Source organism: Janibacter alkaliphilus, assembly GCF_013408565.1.
Classification (GTDB): Bacteria; Actinomycetota; Actinomycetes; order Actinomycetales; family Dermatophilaceae; genus Janibacter; species Janibacter alkaliphilus.
The window spans coordinates 1,676,357-1,693,501 of record NZ_JACBZX010000001.1 but is presented as its reverse complement, the minus strand read 5'-3'; the positions used below and the strand labels follow the sequence as shown (position 1 = coordinate 1,693,501).

The following is a 17,145-nucleotide window of genomic DNA, read 5'->3' as shown; positions in this document are numbered from 1 at the left end:
CCCGACGGCCAAATCGTCCCGACCGCGCCGCACCGAGCTGAACCGCCCGACGATGCCACGCGAGCACGGCGAAGGGGGGCGGCCCCGTCACCGGGACCGCCCCCCTTCGTCATCGCGCCTTCGTCATCGCGCCGTGGATCACTCCGCGGCGTCGAGGACCTCCTCGGCCGCGACCGGCGCGGACTCCTCGAGCAGGTTCTTGGTGCGGGTGAAGTCCACCGGGATGCCCGGACCCATCGTCGTGCTCATCGTCGCCTTGGTGATGTAGCGACCCTTGGAGGCGGACGGCTTGAGCCGCTGCAGCTCCTCGAGCGCGGCCTGGTAGTTCTCCACCAGCGCCTTCTCGTCGAAGCTCGCCTTGCCGATGATGAGGTGCAGGTTGGCGTGCTTGTCGTTGCGGAACTCGATCTTGCCGCCCTTGATGTCCGAGACCGCCTTGGCGGTGTCCATCGTGACCGTGCCGGTCTTCGGGTTCGGCATGAGACCGCGCGGGCCCAGCACCTTACCGAGCCGGCCGACCTTGCCCATGAGGTCCGGGGTGGCGACGACGGCGTCGAAGTCCATCCAGCCGCCCTGGACCTTCTCGATCATGTCGTCCGAGCCGACGTGGTCGGCGCCGGCCTCGCGGGCGGCCTCGGCCTTGTCACCGTTGGCAAAGACGAGCACCCGGGCGGTCTTGCCGGTGCCGTTGGGCAGGTTGACCGTGCCGCGGACCATCTGGTCGGCCTTGCGGGGGTCGATGCCCAGGCGGAAGGCGACCTCGACGGTCTCGTCGTAGGTGCTCTTGGCGCCCTCCTTGGCCAGGCGGACGGCCTCCAGCGGCGCGTACAGGGCGTCGTCGTCGATCCGCTCGGCGGCGGCCTGGTAGCTCTTGCTGCGCTTCATGTCGTGCTCCTCGTGGTTCGTCCTGGAGTCGTGGTGCGGGCCGAAGCGCCGGCCCTCCCACTGCTGAGCCGGGGTCGGCTCAGATGTCGTGCGTGCTCGTCAGAGCTCGGTCTCGATACCCATCTGGCGCGCCGTGCCAGCCACGATCTTCATCGCGGCGTCGATGTCGTTGGCGTTGAGGTCGGGCATCTTGGTCTCGGCGATCTCCTTGACCTGGTCCTTGCTCAGCTTGGCGACCTTGGTCTTGTGCGGCTCGCCGGAGCCCTTCTGCACGCCGGCCGCCTTCTTGATGAGCTCGGCCGCCGGGGGCGTCTTGGTGATGAAGGTGAAGGACCGGTCCTCGTAGACCGTGATCTCGACGGGGACGACGTTGCCCCGCATGTCCGCCGTGGCGTCGTTGTACGCCTTGACGAACTCCATGATGTTGACGCCGTGCTGACCCAGCGCCGGACCGACCGGCGGGGCGGGGGTGGCCTGACCGGCCTGGATCTGCAGCTTGATGAAGCCGGAGACCTTCTTCTTGGGAGGCATGCGTGATCTTCCTTGTCGTGCTCGTGGGCCCACGCCATGGGCGATGACCCGGTTGCATCGCTGCCCGGGCCGGGCAGCGGACGGGCTCCGCTCAGATCTTGGCGACCTGGTGGAAGCCCAGCTCGACCGGGGTCTCCCGGCCGAAGATGGAGACGAGAACCTTGAGCTTCTGGCTCTCCGGCAGGATCTCGGAGATCGTCGCCGGCATGGTCTCGAAGGGACCGTCCATGACGGTCACGGACTCGCCGACCTCGAAGTCGACGTCGATCGGGGCGGCCGGGGTCAGCCCGTCGCCGCCGGCGGCCGGAGCGGCGGCGGCCGCGGCGGCCGCCTTCTCCAGGTCGGCCGGCTTGATCATCGTGTAGACCTCGTCGAGGCTCAGCGGCACCGGGTCGTGGGCGTTGCCGACGAAGCCGGTGACGCCCGGGGTGTGCCGCACGGCGCCCCAGGACTCGTCGGTGAGATCCATCCGGACCAGCACGTAGCCGGGCATCCGAGGCTGCTTGCGGGTCTTCTTCTGGCCGGCCTTGATCTCGGTGACCTCGTCGATGGTGACGGCCACCTCGAAGATGTAGTCCTCCATGTCGAGGTTGGCCACACGGGTCTCGAGGTTGTGCTTCACCCGGTTCTCGTAGCCGGCGTAGGTGTGGATGACGTACCAGTCGCCGAAGCGGCCGCGCAGGTCGTCCTTGAAGGCCTGGACCGGGTCGGCCGCCTCCTCGGGCAGCACGTCCCCGTCCGCGTCGACCTCGCCGGTGGTGGCGTCGGCGGACGTCTCGTCACCTGCCGTGTCGGCGGAGGTCTCGCCAGCGGCGTCGTCCTCGTCGGCGGCGGCCTCGGCCTCGGCGGCCTCGAGGGCGCGCTCGGCGTCGACCTCCTCGGCGGTGGGCAGGTCCGGGGTACCCAGGCCGCTGGCGGCGGCCTCGGCCGCCGCGGCGCTCTGCTCCTCGTCAGCGTCGCCGGCAAAGGGGCTCACAGGCTGGTCGGACATGACCTCTTCTCTCGTCGATCCTCGGTGCGCCGTCCGTGGCGCGGTCGTCGCTGCTGGCAGGCGGGCGGGCTCAGCCGCCGAACACCCAGAGCACGAGCTTGGTGAAGACGTAGTCCATGCCGGCCACGAGCAGCATCATGACGGTCACGAAGACGATCACCACGGCGGTGTAGTTCAGCAGCTCGGACCGCGTCGGGCGGACCACCTTGCGGAGCTCGTCGAGCACCTGGCTGATGAACAGGCCGATCGAGGAGAAGAACCGGGTGACGGGGTTCCCGCCCTTCGGCGTGCGCCGTGCCCGCGGCTGGGTACCCAGGTCGGTCACGTCGTGTCCTCTTCAGCTCGTCGTGGATGTCCACCTCGCTGCGCGACCAGGTGTCGTGCAACGCAGGGCAGGAGGGACTCGAACCCCCAACCGCCGGTTTTGGAGACCGGTGCTCTACCAATTGAGCCACTGCCCTTCGGGCCTCGGCGTCGGGGACCGGGACCCGCGGCCGACCTGTCCCCGACCGGGCACCGCGAGGGCACGCCGGGATCGTGGTCGAGATCAACCGAAGGTCCACCATACGGCAGAGGGCCCGAGATCCGCGAACCCGGCGATCGGTGGAAGAATCCACGCCGTGACCGACCCGCAGCCCCGACCCCTGTCCCAGATGGCCCCGGAGGAGCTCGTCGCGCTCCGCGACCGGCAGCGCTCCGCCCACGGCGACCTCGTCGCCGAGGGCCTCAGCCTCGACGTCACCCGCGGCAAGCCGAGCGCCGCCCAGCTGGACCTCTCCGACGCCCTGCTGCGGCTGCCCAGCAGCACCCGGGACCGGTCCGGGACCGACGTGCGCAACTACGGCGGCCTGCAGGGCCTGGCCGAGCTGCGGGAGATCTTCGCCGAGCTGCTCGGGGTGCAGCCCGACCAGCTCGCCGCCGGCGGCAACAGCAGCCTGACGATGATGCGCGACTGCCTGGTCGACCTGCTGCTCTTCGGCGGCGTGGACAGCCCGCGCCCGTGGTCCCAGGAGGAGTCGCTCACCTTCGTCTGCCCGGTGCCCGGCTACGACCGCCACTTCGCCCTGCTCGAGGAGCTCGGCATCGGGATGGTCACCGTCCCGATGACCCCGGACGGCCCGGACGCCGAGGCCGTCGCCGCCCTGGTCAAGGACGACCCCAGCATCAAGGGCATGTGGATCGTGCCCACCTACGCCAACCCGACCGGCTCGGTGTGCACCCAGGAGGTGGCCGCCCGGCTGGCCGCGATGGAGACCGCGGCGCCGGACTTCAAGATCTTCTGGGACAACGCCTACGCGGTGCACCACCTCACCGAGGACGAGGCGAAGAGCGCCGACATCCTCAGCCTGGCCGCGGCCGCCGGGAACCCGCACCGGCCGCTGACCTTCGCCTCGACGAGCAAGATCACCTACGCCGGCGCCGGGGTCGCCTTCCTCGGCTGCTCCACCGATCAGGTCGCCTGGTACCTCGCCCACCTCGGCAAGGGCTCGATCGGGCCGGACAAGGTCAACCAGCTGCGCCACGTCGAGCTCTTCGGCGACGCCGCCGGGGTGCGGGCGCACATGGCCCGGCACCGCGAGATCATCGCGCCCAAGTTCGCCGAGGTGGACCGGGTGCTGAGCGAGCGCCTCGGCGGCTACGAGGTGGCCTCGTGGAACTCGCCGGCCGGCGGCTACTTCGTGAGCCTCGACGTGCTGCCCGGGACCGCCTCCCGGGTGGTGGCCCTGGCGAAGGAGGCCGGGCTGGCGCTCACCCCGGCGGGCGCCTCCTTCCCCTACGGCCAGGACCCGGAGGACACCAACATCCGCCTCGCCCCGACGATGCCGCCCGTCGAGGAGGTCACCGCGGCGATGGAGACCGTGGCGACCTGCGTGCTGCTGGCGGCCGCCGAGCAGCTGACGAAGGAGAACTGATGAGCGACTCCCCCCGCGAGAGCGACGCCGCCGACCTGCCGAGCGGGATCCTCGGCGACACCGACCAGCTGCAGCCCGAGGACACCCTCGACGGCGAGCTCGGCGAGGACGTCCTGGACACCGGGTACGTCACCGACGACCGGCCGCGGGCCGACCTCGCCGGCTTCGACGACGAGGACGAGACCATCGAGGACCGGATCCGGCAGGAGGTGCCGGACCCGACCAGCGCCTACGGCGCCCCGGACAACGAGTCCGGGCTGGACGTGGACCGGGTCGGTGGTGACGACCCGGACGCCATCGACGCCGACCAGGACTGGATCGGCGACGACGCCCAGGTCGGCGACGAGCGCGCCGGTCGGCTGGTCGCCCCGGACGAGGGCGACGGCCCGGACGTCGAGAAGGAGGCGCTCGGCGAGGACGTCGGCGTGGACGCCGGCGCCGCCTCGGCCGAGGAGGCCGCGGTGCACGTCGTGGTCGACGACGAGGGCGACGAGGGCGACCTCTGAGCGGTCCCACGGGCGGGGGCCCGGGTCGCGACCTGCGCGCCCTGCCGAAGGCGCACCTGCACCTGCACTTCACCGGGTCGATGCGCGTGCAGACGGTGCGCGACATGGCCGACGGCCACGGGCTGCGGCTGCCGGAGACCCTGCGTGGCGGGTGGCCGCCGGAGCTGTCCGCGGCCGACGAGCGCGGCTGGTTCCGCTTCCAACGGATCTACGACGCGGCCCGGCACGTCGTCCAGGGCGAGGCGGACATGCGCCGGATCGTCCGCGAGGCGGCGCTGGACGACGGGGCCGAGGGGTCGCGCTGGCTGGAGATCCAGGTCGACCCGACCTCCTACGCCCCCTTCGTCGGGGGGATCACCCCGGCGCTGGAGATCGTCCTCGACGAGGCACGGCAGGTCTCGGCGGGCGCCGCGGTGACCGGGGCTGCGCAGGTCGGGGTGCTCGTCGCGGCGAGCCGGGTGCGCCATCCCCTGGAGGCGCGCACCCTGGCGCGGCTGGCCGCGCTGCACGCCGGTGACGGCCCGGGGTCGGTGCTCGGCTTCGGGCTGTCCAACGACGAGCGGCGCGGCGAGACGGGTGACTTCGCGCCCGCCTTCGCCATCGCCCGCCGGGCCGGCCTGGCGCTGGTGCCGCACGCCGGCGAGCTGCTCGGGCCGGAGGCGATCATCCGGACCCTGGACACCCTGGGCCCGGACCGGCTGGGCCACGGGGTGCGCGCGGTCGAGGACCCGGCGGTGCTGCAGCGGCTGGTCCGCGACGGGGTGGCCCTCGAGGTGTGCCCGGGCAGCAACGTCTCCCTCGGGGTCTACGGCGAGGCCGAGCAGGTGCCGCTGCGCCGGCTGCTGGAGGCCGGGGCCACGGTGGCGCTCGGGGCGGACGACCCGCTGCTCTTCGGCTCCCGGCTGCTCGACCAGTACGAGACCGCCCGCACGGTGCACGGGCTGGACGACGCGGCGCTGGCCGAGCTGGCCCGCGGCTCGGTGCGAGCCAGCCTCATGCCCGCCGACCTGCGCGCGACCACCCTGGCCGACATCGACACCTGGCTCTCCTCCCCACCCCCCTCCTGAGACCCCACCGCCCCTCTCCCCACCGCCCCTCTCCCCCGCAACCCCCTAGGCAGCTGGATCCCCTCAGCTTGCACGCTGAGCGGGTAGGGCGAAGGTGAGCGTCTGCGGACCTGCGCCGACGGGGCCCCGGAGTCGGCGCCGGTCTCAGAGCTCGTGGCCGACGAAGACCGGCTCGTTGACGAGGGTGACCCCGAAGGCGTCCGCCACCCCGTCCCGCACCTCGCGGGCCAGCGCGGCGACGTCGGCCGCGCTGGCGCTCCCCCGGTTCGTGATCGCCAGGGTGTGCTTGGTCGAGAGCGCGGCCGGCCCGGGCATCGCGTAGCCCTTCCCGAAGCCGGCCTTGTCGATCAGCCACGCGGCGCTCGTCTTGACCATGCCGTCCGCGCCCCCGGGGAAGCGCGGCGGGACCGGCCCGTCCGCGCCCAGTCGCTCCGCGGCTCGCGCCATGAGCGCGTCGTGCTCGGCCTCGGTGAGGATCGGGTTGGTGAAGAAGGACCCGCAGCTCCACGTGTCGTGGTCGGGCTCGTCGAGCACCATGCCGCGCCGCCGTCGCTGCGCCAGCACCGCCTCGCGGGCGTCGGCCAGCGGGACCCGTGCACCCTGCTCGACCCCGAGCTGGGTGGCCAGGTCGGCGTAGGCGACCGGCGCCGAGAGGTCCCCGAGGACCAGCTGGAAGGTGACCTCGAGGACGACGTAGCGGTCGTGCCCCTTGAAGCGGGAGTGCCGGTAGGTGAACTCGCAGTCCGCGTTGGCGAAGGTGCGCACCGCCTGCTCCTGGCGGTCCCAGGTCCGCACCGAGGCGATGGTCTGGGCGACCTCCTGGCCGTAGGCGCCGACGTTCTGGATGGGGGTGGCCCCGACCAGACCGGGGATGCCGGAGAGCGCCTCGATGCCGGACCAGCCCTCGGCGACCGCCCGGGCGACGAAGGGGTCCCACGGCTCGCCAGCGGCGACCCGGACCACCACGCCGCCGCACCGGTCGGCGGAGAGCACCTCGACCCCGCGCGTGGCGATCTGCAGCACGGTGCCGGCGAAGCCTGCGTCGGCGACGACGAGGTTGGAGCCGCCGGAGAGCACGAGCAGCGGCTCGCCGGCGGTGTCGATCTCCCGCAGCGCGGCGATCGCCTCGTCGGTGGAGGTGACGGTCACCAGGCGGCGTGCAGGGCCGCCAACCCGCATCGTCGTCAGGGGCGCGAGCGGGGCGTGGGTCTGCTCCGGCATCAGGCGAGCTGCACGGTGACGTCGGTGCGGCCGAGCACCTTGTCCTCGTCGGCGCGCACGGTCAGGGCGACCACGGCGCGACGGGTGTCCTCGTCGACGCTCTTGACGGTGCCGGTGACCTCGACGTCGGCGCCGCCGTCGTGCGGCACGACGACCGGCTTGGTGAAGCGGGTGCCGTACTCGACGACCCGGCCGGGGTCGCCCACCCAGTCGGTGACCACGCCGACGACGGCGCCCATGGTCCACATGCCGTGAGCGATGACGTCGGGCAGGCCGACGCCGGTGGCGAAGCGCTCGTCCCAGTGGATCGGGTTGCGGTCGCCGCTGGCACCGGCGTAGTGCACGAGGGTGGCGCGGTCGACGTGGATGGTGCGGGCCGGCAGCTCGTCGCCGACGCTCACCTGGGCCAGGGTCAGGGGCTGCTCGCTGCGAGCCATCACTCGCCTCCTCGGATGACGATGGTCGAGTAGACGGTGGTGACCAGCTCCTCGTCGGCGTCCAGCAGCTCGCTGCGGGTGGTCGCCATCTGGTGCCCGCCGGCGGAGCGGATCGCGTCGATGGTCAGCCGGCCGCGCAGCTCGTCGCCGGCGACCACCGGACGGTGGTGGACGAAGCGCTCCTCGCCGTGCACCACACGGCTGAAGTCGACGCCCGCCTCGGGGTCGGCCACGAACTGGGCGTCGCAGCGCTGCGCCGGGACGACGGCGAAGGTGGGCGGGGCCACCAGGTCGTCGTAGCCGGCCGCCCTCGCGGCCTCGACGTCGTGGTGCTCGGGCGCGGTGGCGCCGACCGCGGTGGCGAAGTCGCGGATGTGCTCGCGCCCCACGCTGAACGGCTCGGTGAGCGGGTAGGTGCGCCCGGCGAAGGCTTCGTTGACGGCCATGGCCACAGCCTAGGGGAGAACGACGACGCCGCCCCGGCCGAGGTGGCCGGGGCGGCGTCGTAGGCGTGACCCGTCAGGACGGGTGCGCCAGGTGCTCGCCTGGGATCAGCGGGTCTCGCGGTGCGGGGTGTGGGTGCGGCACCGCGGGCAGAACTTCGCCAGCTCGAGACGGTCGGGGTTGTTCCGACGGTTCTTCTTGGTGATGTAGTTCCGCTCCTTGCACTCGGTGCAAGCCATCGTGATCTTGGGACGGATGTCAGCGCTCTTGCTGGCCACGGCTACTACCTGCTCTCAGACACTCTTCATGCGGATGGTCGCCGCGCTCGCGGCGGACGTCGGACCGGCTCGCAGCATGCTCGCGACCCGACAGGGGGCACAGCGAACCGACGCGCCAGAATATTCCACGACACGCCCTGGGCTCAAGCCGAGCCCGGGGCAGCGTCGCGTCCTGCGTAGCGGGAGCGGGACTCGATCCCGCGACCTCACGATTATGAGTCGTGCGCTCTAACCAGCTGAGCTACCCCGCCGTGAGGTACCGGGCCTCGCGCTCGGCGAGGCGGCCGGACCAGAGCCCCCTGTCGGAATCGAACCGACGACCTTTTCCTTACCATGGAAACGCTCTGCCGACTGAGCTAAGGGGGCGTGCGCCGCGCGGGCGCCTCGGTGAGGTTACACGCCCCCGCCCCGCGCGGTGAAATCGGTTGGGCTCACCCCGTGACGTGCAGCGCCTCCAGGTGCGGGCGCAGCACCTCCGGCACCGGCACCGGACGTCGGTCCTGGGCGCCGACGAAGACGTGCGCCGAGGTGGCGACCGCGACGAGCACCCCGTCGCTGCCGCGACGCATGGCGCACTCCCAGCGCACGCTGGTCCGGCCGACGTGGGTCGCCCGCAGCCCGACCTCGAAGGTGTCCGGGTAGGAGATCTCGGCGAGGTAGCGGCAGCCGGTCTCCGGGATGAGGTTGGCGGTGCTCCCGTCGGCGGTGACGTCGAAGCCGTGGGCGTAGAGCCAGTCGTTGATGACGGTGTCCATGACGAGGTAGTGCACGGCGTTGTTGACGTGCCCGAAGCGGTCGTTGTCGTTCCACCGGGTGGGCACGCTGACCTGGTGCGGGTAGCGGTCGGGGGCGTGCTGCTGCTCGGGCGCGGGGTCGCTCACCCGCCCCATCCTGCCGGGTCGGCACCGGTGGCGGGCACGGCGCCCCGGTAGCGTGCGAGCAGCGCACCGGAGCGGTGCGGCGCAGCCGTGACGAAGGGGTCAGAAGCATGCAGATCGAGGGTGCCGTGCTCGAGACGATCGGCGCGGGCGCGCCGTACGCGTCGTCCCGACCGCTGAGCGTGGGGACGCTGGAGCTGGCCGAGCCCGGTCCGAGCGAGGTGCTGGTGCGGATCGAGGCGGCCGGGCTGTGCCACTCCGACCTGTCGGTCGTCGACGGCAACCGGCCCCGCCCGGTCCCGATGCTGCTGGGGCACGAGGCCTCCGGCATCGTCGAGGCGCTCGGCGAGCAGGTCACCGACCTGGAGACCGGCGACCGGGTGGTGCTGACCTTCCTCCCCCGCTGTGGCGGCTGCGACGCCTGCGCCAGCGACGGCGCGGCGCCGTGCACGCCCGGCAGCGCGGCGAATGCCGCCGGCGAGCTCGTCGGCGGCGGTCGCCGGCTGACCCGCGACGGCGAGAGCGTGCACCACCACCTCGGGGCGTCCGCCTTCGCCACGCACGCGGTGCTGGACCGCAGCTCGGTGGTGCCGGTGGAACCGGACGTGCCGGCCGAGGTGGCCGCGCTGCTCGGCTGCGCCGTGCTCACCGGCGGCGGCGCGGTCCGCAACGTCGGGCGCCCGCGCGCGGGTGACACCGTCGTGGTCGTCGGGCTCGGTGGCGTCGGCATGGCCGCCGTGCTCACCGCGCTCGCCGAGCCCGGGGTGGATGTCGTCGCCGTGGACCGGGTGGAGTCCAAGCTGGCGGTGGCACGCGAGCTCGGTGCGCACCAGGTGCTCACCCCGGAGCAGGCCGCCGAGCAGGGGGTGCGCGGACGGGTGGTCGTCGAGGCGGTGGGGCACGCCGCCGCGCTGGAGTCGGCGGTGGCGCTCACCGGCCCCGGCGGGGTGACGATCACCGTCGGCCTGCCGCACCCGGACGCCCGGATCAGCGTCTCCCCGCTCGGGCTGGTCGCCGAGGGTCGCAGCATCGTCGGCAGCTACCTCGGCTCCGCCGTACCGGCGCGGGACATCCCGGTCTTCGCCGATCTCTGGCGCCAGGGTCGGCTGCCGGTGGAGCGCCTGGTCTCCGGGAGGATCGCGCTGAGCGACATCAACGCCGGCATGGACAAGCTGGCCTCGGGGGCCGCGCTGCGGCAGATCATCACCCTCGGCGACGGCTGAGCCCCCGGACGGACCGTGCCCAGCGCCTGTCGTGGCGGATCGGCGGCGGGCCGCTCAGCTCGTCGCGGTGGCTTCCTCGGGCAGCCCGGAGACCTGGCGCTCGACGAGGTCGGTGCCCAGGCTGATCGCGGCGGCGAGCAGGGCCACGGTCAGGCGCGGGCGGCCGGTGACCCGGTCGGACCACTCCTCGAAGCGACCCTGCAGCCGCAGCCCGATCTCGCTGACCGCGACGACGGCCACGGCCGTCCCGGCGCCGATCCCGACGGCCACGGGCAGCGACGCCTCGCCGGTCTCGACGGCGTCGGCTCCGAGCAGGCGCGAGGGGTCCACGGCGCCGCTGGCGGCGGCGGCGACCAGCCCGCCGAGGCCGAGGCCGGCGCCGATCTCGGTCACCCGCCAGGCCCGTACGTTCTCCCGCGCGCTGAGCGTGGCGCTGACCGCGCCGATGGTCGCGGCCCGGGCGAGCATGGTGGGGGTGATGGCGAACGGGGCACCGGATGCCACGACGGTCTCCTGCGGTCTCGTCGGACGGGTCCCCGCCGACGATACGACGACGGCCCCGACCGTGCAGGTCGGGGCCGTCGTGCACCTCGGTGGCAGGTGAAGGATTCGAACCTTCGAAGGGATAACCCGGCGGATTTACAGTCCGCTTCCATTGGCCGCTCGGACAACCTGCCGTGTGCGCGTGAAACGATAGCAAGCCGGAGGCGACGGACGGAAACCCGCGCCCCCGGCACCCTCGTCCCCGTCCCTGAAGGAGGCCCGCCGTGGCGAGCACGAGCAGCTTCGACATCGTCAGCACCGTCGACAAGCAGGAGGTCGACAACGCCCTGAACCAGGCGGCGAAGGAGATCTCCCAGCGCTACGACTTCAAGGGGGTCGGCGCCTCGATCGTCTGGAGCGGCGAGTCCGTGGTGCTGCGCGCCAGCACGGCCGAGCGGGTGCTGGCGGCGCTCGACGTCTTCGAGACCAAGCTGGTGCGGCGCGGCGTCTCGCTGAAGAACATCGACTTCGGCGACAAGGAGCCCCAGCCCTCCGGCAAGGAGTACGTCCTGGGCGGCCCCCTCAAGGAGGGCATCGACCAGGAGAACGCGAAGAAGATCTCCAAGATCATCCGCGACGAGGGGCCGAAGGGGATCAAGCCGCAGATCCAGGGCGACGAGCTGCGGGTGACCGGCAAGTCCCGGGACGACCTGCAGGAGGTCATCGCGCTTCTCAAGGGCAAGGACCTCGACGTCGCCCTGCAGTACGTCAACTACCGCTGAGGAGTCCCGCCGCGCTACTCGTCGTCGGCGCCCTCCGCGCAGTCCGCGCAGGTGATCGACAGCGCTACGTGGGTGGGGTGCAGCTCGATGCCCTCGGCTGCGAGCCGGTCGGCGGCCGCCTCCAGCAGGTCCGGGGGCGCGTCCTGCACCCGGCCGCACACCATGCAGGAGAGGTGGACGTGCCGGTGGTCGCCCTCGTCGGCGAGGTGGTATCGCACCGACGAGCCCTCGGGGTGGACGTGGGTGACGATGCCGACCTCGACGAGGTGGTGCAGCACTCGGTAGGTCGTGGCCCGGTGCATGCCGACCGCGTCATGCACGGCGTCGTGGACGGTGTCGGCGTCCGGGTGCCCGGGCAGGTCGGCGAGCGCCTCGATGACCGCGAGCCGGGGAGTGGTGACCCGCTCCCCCTTCGCCGACAGGGTCCGCCGGGCCGCGGTGACCCGGTCGCTCGCGCTGCGCATGGCTCCATGCTCCCCCACGACCGACGGCGGCGCAGCACCAGCCACCTCGGTGCCGGTGCCCACAGCTCCGCGGCCCGGTCCGGTGCTCATGCCTCGAGACCGACGCCCTTCTTCTCCGGCAGCAGGAAGGCGGCCGCCGCGGCGAGCAGGAAGGCGACGGTGAAGAGGGTGAAGACGACCACCTCTCCCCCGGCCCGGGCCAGCAGGAAGGGCACGGTCAGCGGGGCGACGATCGAGGCGATCCGGCCGAAGCCGGCCGCGGCGCCGGCCCCGGTGGCGCGCACCGCGGTCGGGTAGATCTCCGGCGTGATCGCGTAGAGGGCGCCCCACGCCCCGAGGTTGCAGAAGGACAGCGCGCAGCCGGCGACGATGATGCTCGTCTCGTCGCCGGCCTGGCCGAAGAACCACGCGGCGACCGCCGAGCCGGCGAGGAAGGTGGCCAGCGTCGCCCGCCGGCCCCAGACCTCCACGAGCACCGCCGCGACGAGGTAGCCGGGCAGCTGGGCGAGGGTGATGATCAGCGTGTACTCGAACGACCGGGTGATGCTGTGCCCCTGGGCGACGAGCAGCGACGGCAGCCAGATGAAGGCGCCGTAGTAGGAGAAGTTCACGCAGAACCAGACGATCCAGATCCCGGCGGTGCGCACCCGGTAGGCCGCCGACCACAGCCCGGCCGGTCCCTCCGGGGCCGCCTCGCCCGAGGTGGCCTCCGCCGGGGTCGCCTCGCCCGGGGTGGCCTCGCCCGGGGTCACCTCGGCGGTGGTCGTCGGGCCGGTGGTCGCCGTGGGCGTCGTCGTCGCGTCAGCGGCGGGCCCGTGCGCCGCGCCGGCCGGCGGGTCGATCCCGGCCGACTCCTCGAAGTCGCGGACCACCCCTTCGGCCTCGTCCTCGCGTCCGGAGCGCTCGAGGAAGTGCACCGACTCCGGCAGCCCGAAGCGGATCACCGCCGCGTAGAGCGCCGGCAGCAGCCCGATGGCCAGGCCCCAGCGCCAGCCGTTCTCCCCCTCGGGGACGACGAAGAAGCCGACCACCGCGGCCATGATCCAGCCGACCGCCCAGAAGGACTCCAGGGCGACGACGAGCCGTCCGCGGATCTTCGTCGGGGACAGCTCGCTGACCAGGGTCGAGGCCACCGGCAGCTCGGCGCCGAGACCGAGGCCGACGACGAACCGGAGCACGAGGAAGACCGCCAGCGTCCCGACCAGCGCGGACAGGCCGGTGGCCAGCCCGTAGACCGCCATGGTGATCGCGAAGACCGTGCGCCGGCCGATCCGGTCCGCCAGAACCCCGCCGAAGGTGGCACCGACCGCCATCCCGACGAAGCCGACGGTGACGACCAGGGAGCGCTCCAGGTCGCTCAGGCCCCACTGCTCGGTGAGCACGACGAGGACGAAGGAGATGAGCCCGACGTCCATCGCGTCCAGCGCCCAGCCGGCGCCGGAGGCCAGCACGAGGCGCCCGTGCCGGCGGGTGAAGGGCAGCCGGCCGAGCCGCTCGGGACGGCTCAGGGACGGCTCCGGGGGTGCGGCCGTGCTCATGCGGGCTCCTGCGGGAGGTGCGGGGCCCGGCCGGTGCCGGGTCCGACAGGTGCGGGGACCACGGCAGTCTGCCGCACCCTTGGGCTCAGCGGGAGCACATCGTGACCCACGGCGCAGCCGCGGGTCACGAGGATGGTCCTCGCCGGGCGGGGATGATCAGCCGGCCCGCCCGGCGAGGGGTCTGTGCCGGGTGAGGCCTCAGCGCACCCCGGAGCCGGTGTCGACGACGAGCGCGTCGCCCTCGTCGCTGCCGTGGGCGCGGTCGTGCGAGCGCAGCAGGCTGCCCAGCAGCGGCACGCACAGCAGGCCCAGGATGGTCGCCCCGACGAGCACCCACAGCCCGGCCGACGGGTCGCCGGTGGCCTCCTCGCTGAGGCCGAAGGCGTACGGGCCGACGAAGGCGCCGGTGAGGCCGATGGTGTTGACGAAGGCCAGCCCGGCCGCGGCGCCGACACCGCCCAGGCGGGCCATGAGCACCGACCAGTAGAGCGGCTGCACGCCGACGATGAAGAGCATCGTGATGCTGAGGATGATCATCCGGGCGACCGGGTCGGCGACGGCGATGAAGGCCAGCGCCATGACGATCGCGGCCGCGGTGGTGATGCCGATGAGCGGCACCTCGCGTCCGGTGCGGGCGAGCACCCGGGGCACGACGAGCACACCGACGACGGCGCCGATGCCGACGACGCCGGAGATGAGCCCGATCATCAGCGGCTCGGTGACGTTCATGTCCTCGACGATCGAGGGCACGAAGAAGACGACGCCGTAGGTGGCGATCTGGTTCATGAAGTAGATCGCCGCGACGGTGAGCAGGAAGGGGCGGGACATCGCCTGGCGCACGATGGTGCCCGGGGTCTCCACCTGGGCCTCGGCGGCGTCGCCGACGGCCTCGCGCTCCAGGGCCGCGCCCTCCTCCTCGGTGAGCCAGCTGGCGTCGCGCGGGGAGTCCGGGAGGATGAAGAAGATCAGCAGGCCGAGCAGCACCGTGGGGATGCCCTCGAGGACGAAGAGCCACTGCCAGCCGTGCAGCCCGCCGACCCCGTCGAGCGACATCAGCGCGCCGCCGATGGGGTTGGCGACGATGAAGGCCACCGACGAGGCGGTGAGGATGAGGCCGACCACCTTCGCCCGGTCCTTCTGGGCGAACCACTGGGTGATCATGTACATGATCCCGGGGTAGAGGCCCGCCTCGGCGGCGCCGAGCAGCAGCCGCAGCACGTAGAAGACCGCCGGGCTGGAGATGAACATCATCGCCATGGTGATCAGGCCCCAGGTCACCGCGATCCGGGAGATCCACCGGCGCGGGCCGACCTTGTGCAGGATGAGGTTGCTGGGCACCTCGAGCAGCGCGTAGGTGATGAAGAACAGCCCCGCGCCCAGGCCGTAGGCGGCCGCGTCGATCCCCGCGTCCACCTCCAGGGAGGTCTTGGCCAGGCCGACGTTGGTGCGGTCGACGAAGGCCATGAAGTAGGCGGCCATGAGGATCGGGACGAGCCGGGTCAGCGCCTTCTTGGTGGCGATGCCGTGGACCGCGTCCGACGCCGTTGTCGGTAGCGACATGGGCACTCCTAGAAACTTGAAGGTGGATTCATATTCATACTGAGGTGCCCCGCGGGGTGTCAAGCGCGTGATGCTCGTCCTGGACGCTCCGACAGTCCTAGGACTGTCGCGCTGGACCGGTCGCGCGCGGGGTCCTGGCGGGCTGTCCTAGGACTGTCGGGTGAGGAGTGCGAAGGGGGAAGGAGGCGGCGGACGGGTCAGCCGCGGGCCGCGTCGGCGAGCGCCTGGGCCCGGTCGACGAGCTCGACCTTGCGGATCTTGCCGGTGTCGGTGAGCGGGAAGTCCTCCAGCACCTGCACCAGCGGCACCTTGTAGCCGGCCATCGTCTCCGCGGCCCAGGCGGCCAGCGCCTCGGCGTCCGGGCTGGCGCCCTCGGCCGGGGTGACGAAGGCGACCGGTCGCTGCCCGGTCTCGGCGTCGTCCGCCGCGACCACCGCGACCGAGCCCACCTCGGGGTGCTGCGCCAGCAGCATCTCCACCTCGGCGGGGAAGACGCTCATCCCCTTCACCTTGATCATCTCCTTGGACCGGGCGAGGAAATGCAGGCAGCCGTCCTCGTCGAGATAGCCGCTGTCCCCGGTGTGCAGCCAGCCGTCACGCAGCTGCGCCGCGGTGGCCTCCGGGTTGCGCCAGTAGCCGGTCATGATCGACGGGCTGCGCATGATGATCTCGCCGCGCTCCCCGACCGGCAGCGGCTCGGCGGTCTCCGGGTCGACGACGAGCACGTCGGTGCCGGGCACCGGCACCCCGCAGAAGACGGGCTGGGTGCGCAGGTCGTGATCGTCCTCGGCGAAGCCGAAGGGGACGACGTCGACCGTGTGCGTCTCGGTCATGCCGTAGGCGCCCTCGCGCAGCACCGAGCCGGGCCCGACGACCTCCGACCACCGCCGCCGGATGGCCGGGGTGAGCTTCTGGATGAAGGACATCGTCAGCGGTGAGGTGAGCGAGCCGAGGTCGCGCTGCTCGATCCCTGGCAGGTCGAGGATGGCCAGGAAGTTCTCCACGGTGGCCGCGGTGCTGGTGACCCGGTGCCGCTCGACGAGGTCGACGACGAGGGCGGGGTCCCAGCGGTCCATGAGCACCGAGGTGCCGCCCATGACGAGCGGGATGAGGATGCCCAGGTCCTCGCCGGCGATCCAGAAGACCGGGACGAAGCACAGCGAGACGATCTCCTCGGGGGCGAAGCCGTTGGCCCCGGCCGCGCTCACCGCGGTGTAGACCATGTGCCCCTGGGTGTGCTCGCACCCCTTCGGCACCCCGGTGGTGCCGCCGGTGTAGTTCAGCGCGGCGAGCCGGTCCAGGTCGCCCTCGTCGGCGGCCAGCGGCTCGGACGCCATCGCCTCCTCCCAGGTGTGCACGGCGATCCCGTCGACCTGCGGCAGCGCTCCCTTCTGCCCGCCGAGGACGACGACGGTGCCGGTGCCCGCCTCGGCCGCGGCGGCGCAGAGCCGCTCGGCGAGCGGGGCGAGGGTCAGCACGACGGTGGCACCGGAGTCGCGCAGCTCGTGCACCAGCTCGGCGTGCTGGAACATCGGGTTCACCGGGACGTGCACCGCCCCGGCGCGCAGGGTGCCGAGCATGCCGACGACGAACTCGGCGGCGTTGCCCAGGTGCAGGCCCACCCGGTCACCGGGGGCCACCCCCGCGGAGCGCAGCCACCCGGCCCAGCGGGCGTGCGCCTGGGCCAGGTCGGCATAGGTCAGCGACTGCTCGGCGCCGGAGGCGTCTACGCGGACCACCGCGGTGCGCTGCGGGGCACGCTCGGCCCAGGCGTCGACGTACCCGGGCACGGTGCGCTCCCCCAGCGGGTGCTGCACGGTGCGCGGGGTGGCGGCCGGGCGGACCCGCTCCTGCCGGGCGCGGAGGTCGGCGAGGGCCTGCTCGCGGTCCATGGGTGCTCCTTCGTCGTGGTGCGATGTCGAGGGGTGCGATGTCGAAGGGTGC

At 72.6% G+C, this 17,145-nt stretch carries 19 protein-coding genes and 4 tRNA genes; 5 read left to right on the top strand and 18 right to left on the bottom strand.

Features of this window, described 5'->3' with window-relative positions; all coding sequences use genetic code 11:
- Nucleotides 1-138 precede the first annotated feature (138 nt).
- From rplA to BJY28_RS08220, 5 genes are all read right to left on the bottom strand, one after another.
- Entirely contained in the window at nt 139-885 is a 747-nt protein-coding gene (rplA, locus tag BJY28_RS08240; RefSeq protein ID WP_179462587.1) for a 50S ribosomal protein L1, read from the bottom strand.
- A 99-nt stretch (nt 886-984) separates the two neighbouring features.
- Nucleotides 985-1,416 carry a 50S ribosomal protein L11 gene (gene rplK, locus BJY28_RS08235; RefSeq protein ID WP_179462586.1) on the bottom strand — a complete coding sequence of 144 codons (432 nt, stop codon included), beginning with the start codon at nt 1,414-1,416 and terminating at the stop codon, nt 985-987.
- Between the two features lie 91 nt (nt 1,417-1,507).
- Nucleotides 1,508-2,407: a transcription termination/antitermination protein NusG gene (gene nusG / locus BJY28_RS08230; RefSeq protein ID WP_179462585.1), complete on the bottom strand. Its 900-nt coding sequence runs from the start codon at nt 2,405-2,407 to the stop codon at nt 1,508-1,510.
- Nucleotides 2,408-2,477: 70 nt separating this feature from the next.
- A complete protein-coding gene (gene secE / locus BJY28_RS08225) occupies nt 2,478-2,732 on the bottom strand; it encodes a preprotein translocase subunit SecE (RefSeq protein WP_179462584.1) in 255 nt (84 codons plus the stop codon).
- Nucleotides 2,733-2,795: 63 nt separating this feature from the next.
- A tRNA-Trp gene (locus tag BJY28_RS08220) sits at nt 2,796-2,868 on the bottom strand.
- 159 nt (nt 2,869-3,027) lie between these two features.
- Here BJY28_RS08220 and BJY28_RS08215 point away from each other — a divergent pair.
- Genes BJY28_RS08215 through BJY28_RS08205 form a run of 3 tightly spaced genes read left to right on the top strand, consistent with a single transcriptional unit; the run spans nt 3,028 to nt 5,893 of the window.
- A complete protein-coding gene (locus BJY28_RS08215; protein ID WP_179462583.1) occupies nt 3,028-4,320 on the top strand; it encodes an aspartate aminotransferase type Ic in 1,293 nt (430 codons plus the stop codon).
- Nucleotides 4,320-4,826, top strand: a complete 507-nt coding sequence (locus BJY28_RS08210; RefSeq protein ID WP_179462582.1) for a DUF5709 domain-containing protein — start codon at nt 4,320-4,322, stop codon at nt 4,824-4,826. The genes BJY28_RS08215 and BJY28_RS08210 overlap by 1 nt, the downstream gene beginning before the upstream one ends.
- Before the next feature lie 32 nt (nt 4,827-4,858).
- Nucleotides 4,859-5,893 (top strand): adenosine deaminase, encoded by a 1,035-nt coding sequence (locus BJY28_RS08205; RefSeq protein ID WP_179464013.1) that lies wholly within the window; start codon nt 4,859-4,861, stop codon nt 5,891-5,893.
- 144 nt (nt 5,894-6,037) lie between these two features.
- Here BJY28_RS08205 and BJY28_RS08200 read toward each other — a convergent pair whose 3' ends face one another.
- From BJY28_RS08200 to BJY28_RS08170, 7 genes are all read right to left on the bottom strand, one after another.
- Nucleotides 6,038-7,114 carry a UDP-N-acetylmuramate dehydrogenase gene (locus BJY28_RS08200; RefSeq protein WP_179462581.1) on the bottom strand — a complete coding sequence of 359 codons (1,077 nt, stop codon included), beginning with the start codon at nt 7,112-7,114 and terminating at the stop codon, nt 6,038-6,040.
- Complete coding sequence (locus tag BJY28_RS08195) at nt 7,114-7,551, bottom strand: MaoC family dehydratase (protein ID WP_179462580.1); 438 nt, start codon at nt 7,549-7,551, stop codon at nt 7,114-7,116. Before BJY28_RS08195 ends, BJY28_RS08200 begins: the two co-directional genes overlap by 1 nt.
- A complete protein-coding gene (locus tag BJY28_RS08190; protein WP_179462579.1) occupies nt 7,551-7,997 on the bottom strand; it encodes an FAS1-like dehydratase domain-containing protein in 447 nt (148 codons plus the stop codon). The genes BJY28_RS08195 and BJY28_RS08190 overlap by 1 nt, the downstream gene beginning before the upstream one ends.
- Nucleotides 7,998-8,102: 105 nt before the next feature.
- Nucleotides 8,103-8,273 carry a 50S ribosomal protein L33 gene (rpmG, locus tag BJY28_RS08185; RefSeq protein WP_179462578.1) on the bottom strand — a complete coding sequence of 57 codons (171 nt, stop codon included), beginning with the start codon at nt 8,271-8,273 and terminating at the stop codon, nt 8,103-8,105.
- Nucleotides 8,274-8,450: 177 nt separating this feature from the next.
- Nucleotides 8,451-8,524: transfer RNA gene (locus BJY28_RS08180), tRNA-Met, on the bottom strand.
- 42 nt (nt 8,525-8,566) lie between these two features.
- Nucleotides 8,567-8,639 (bottom strand) — tRNA-Thr (locus BJY28_RS08175).
- 65 nt (nt 8,640-8,704) lie between these two features.
- A complete protein-coding gene (locus tag BJY28_RS08170; RefSeq protein WP_218875252.1) occupies nt 8,705-9,154 on the bottom strand; it encodes a thioesterase family protein in 450 nt (149 codons plus the stop codon).
- A gap of 107 nt (nt 9,155-9,261) precedes the next feature.
- On the opposite strand from BJY28_RS08170, the gene BJY28_RS08165 reads away from it, so the two are divergent.
- Nucleotides 9,262-10,374, top strand: a complete 1,113-nt coding sequence (locus BJY28_RS08165; protein ID WP_179462576.1) for an alcohol dehydrogenase catalytic domain-containing protein — start codon at nt 9,262-9,264, stop codon at nt 10,372-10,374.
- Nucleotides 10,375-10,428: 54 nt separating this feature from the next.
- Here the strand turns inward: BJY28_RS08165 and BJY28_RS08160 are convergent, their stop codons facing one another.
- Entirely contained in the window at nt 10,429-10,878 is a 450-nt protein-coding gene (locus BJY28_RS08160) for a hypothetical protein (protein ID WP_179462575.1), read from the bottom strand.
- 90 nt (nt 10,879-10,968) lie between these two features.
- Nucleotides 10,969-11,051 (bottom strand) — tRNA-Tyr (locus BJY28_RS08155).
- Nucleotides 11,052-11,141: 90 nt separating this feature from the next.
- On the opposite strand from BJY28_RS08155, the gene BJY28_RS08150 reads away from it, so the two are divergent.
- Nucleotides 11,142-11,639 (top strand): YajQ family cyclic di-GMP-binding protein, encoded by a 498-nt coding sequence (locus BJY28_RS08150; protein ID WP_179462574.1) that lies wholly within the window; start codon nt 11,142-11,144, stop codon nt 11,637-11,639.
- 14 nt (nt 11,640-11,653) lie between these two features.
- On the opposite strand, the gene BJY28_RS08145 is transcribed toward BJY28_RS08150, so the two are convergent.
- The 4 genes from BJY28_RS08145 to BJY28_RS08130 form a co-directional block, all read right to left on the bottom strand.
- Entirely contained in the window at nt 11,654-12,103 is a 450-nt protein-coding gene (locus tag BJY28_RS08145) for a Fur family transcriptional regulator (RefSeq protein ID WP_179462573.1), read from the bottom strand.
- Between the two features lie 86 nt (nt 12,104-12,189).
- A complete protein-coding gene (locus BJY28_RS08140) occupies nt 12,190-13,641 on the bottom strand; it encodes an MFS transporter (protein WP_179462572.1) in 1,452 nt (483 codons plus the stop codon).
- Nucleotides 13,642-13,839: 198 nt separating this feature from the next.
- Entirely contained in the window at nt 13,840-15,201 is a 1,362-nt protein-coding gene (locus BJY28_RS08135; protein WP_179462571.1) for an MFS transporter, read from the bottom strand.
- A gap of 197 nt (nt 15,202-15,398) precedes the next feature.
- On the bottom strand, nt 15,399-17,093 hold the full coding sequence (locus tag BJY28_RS08130) for an AMP-binding protein (protein ID WP_179462570.1): 1,695 nt from the start codon (nt 17,091-17,093) through the stop codon (nt 15,399-15,401).
- Nucleotides 17,094-17,145: the final 52 nt, after the last annotated feature.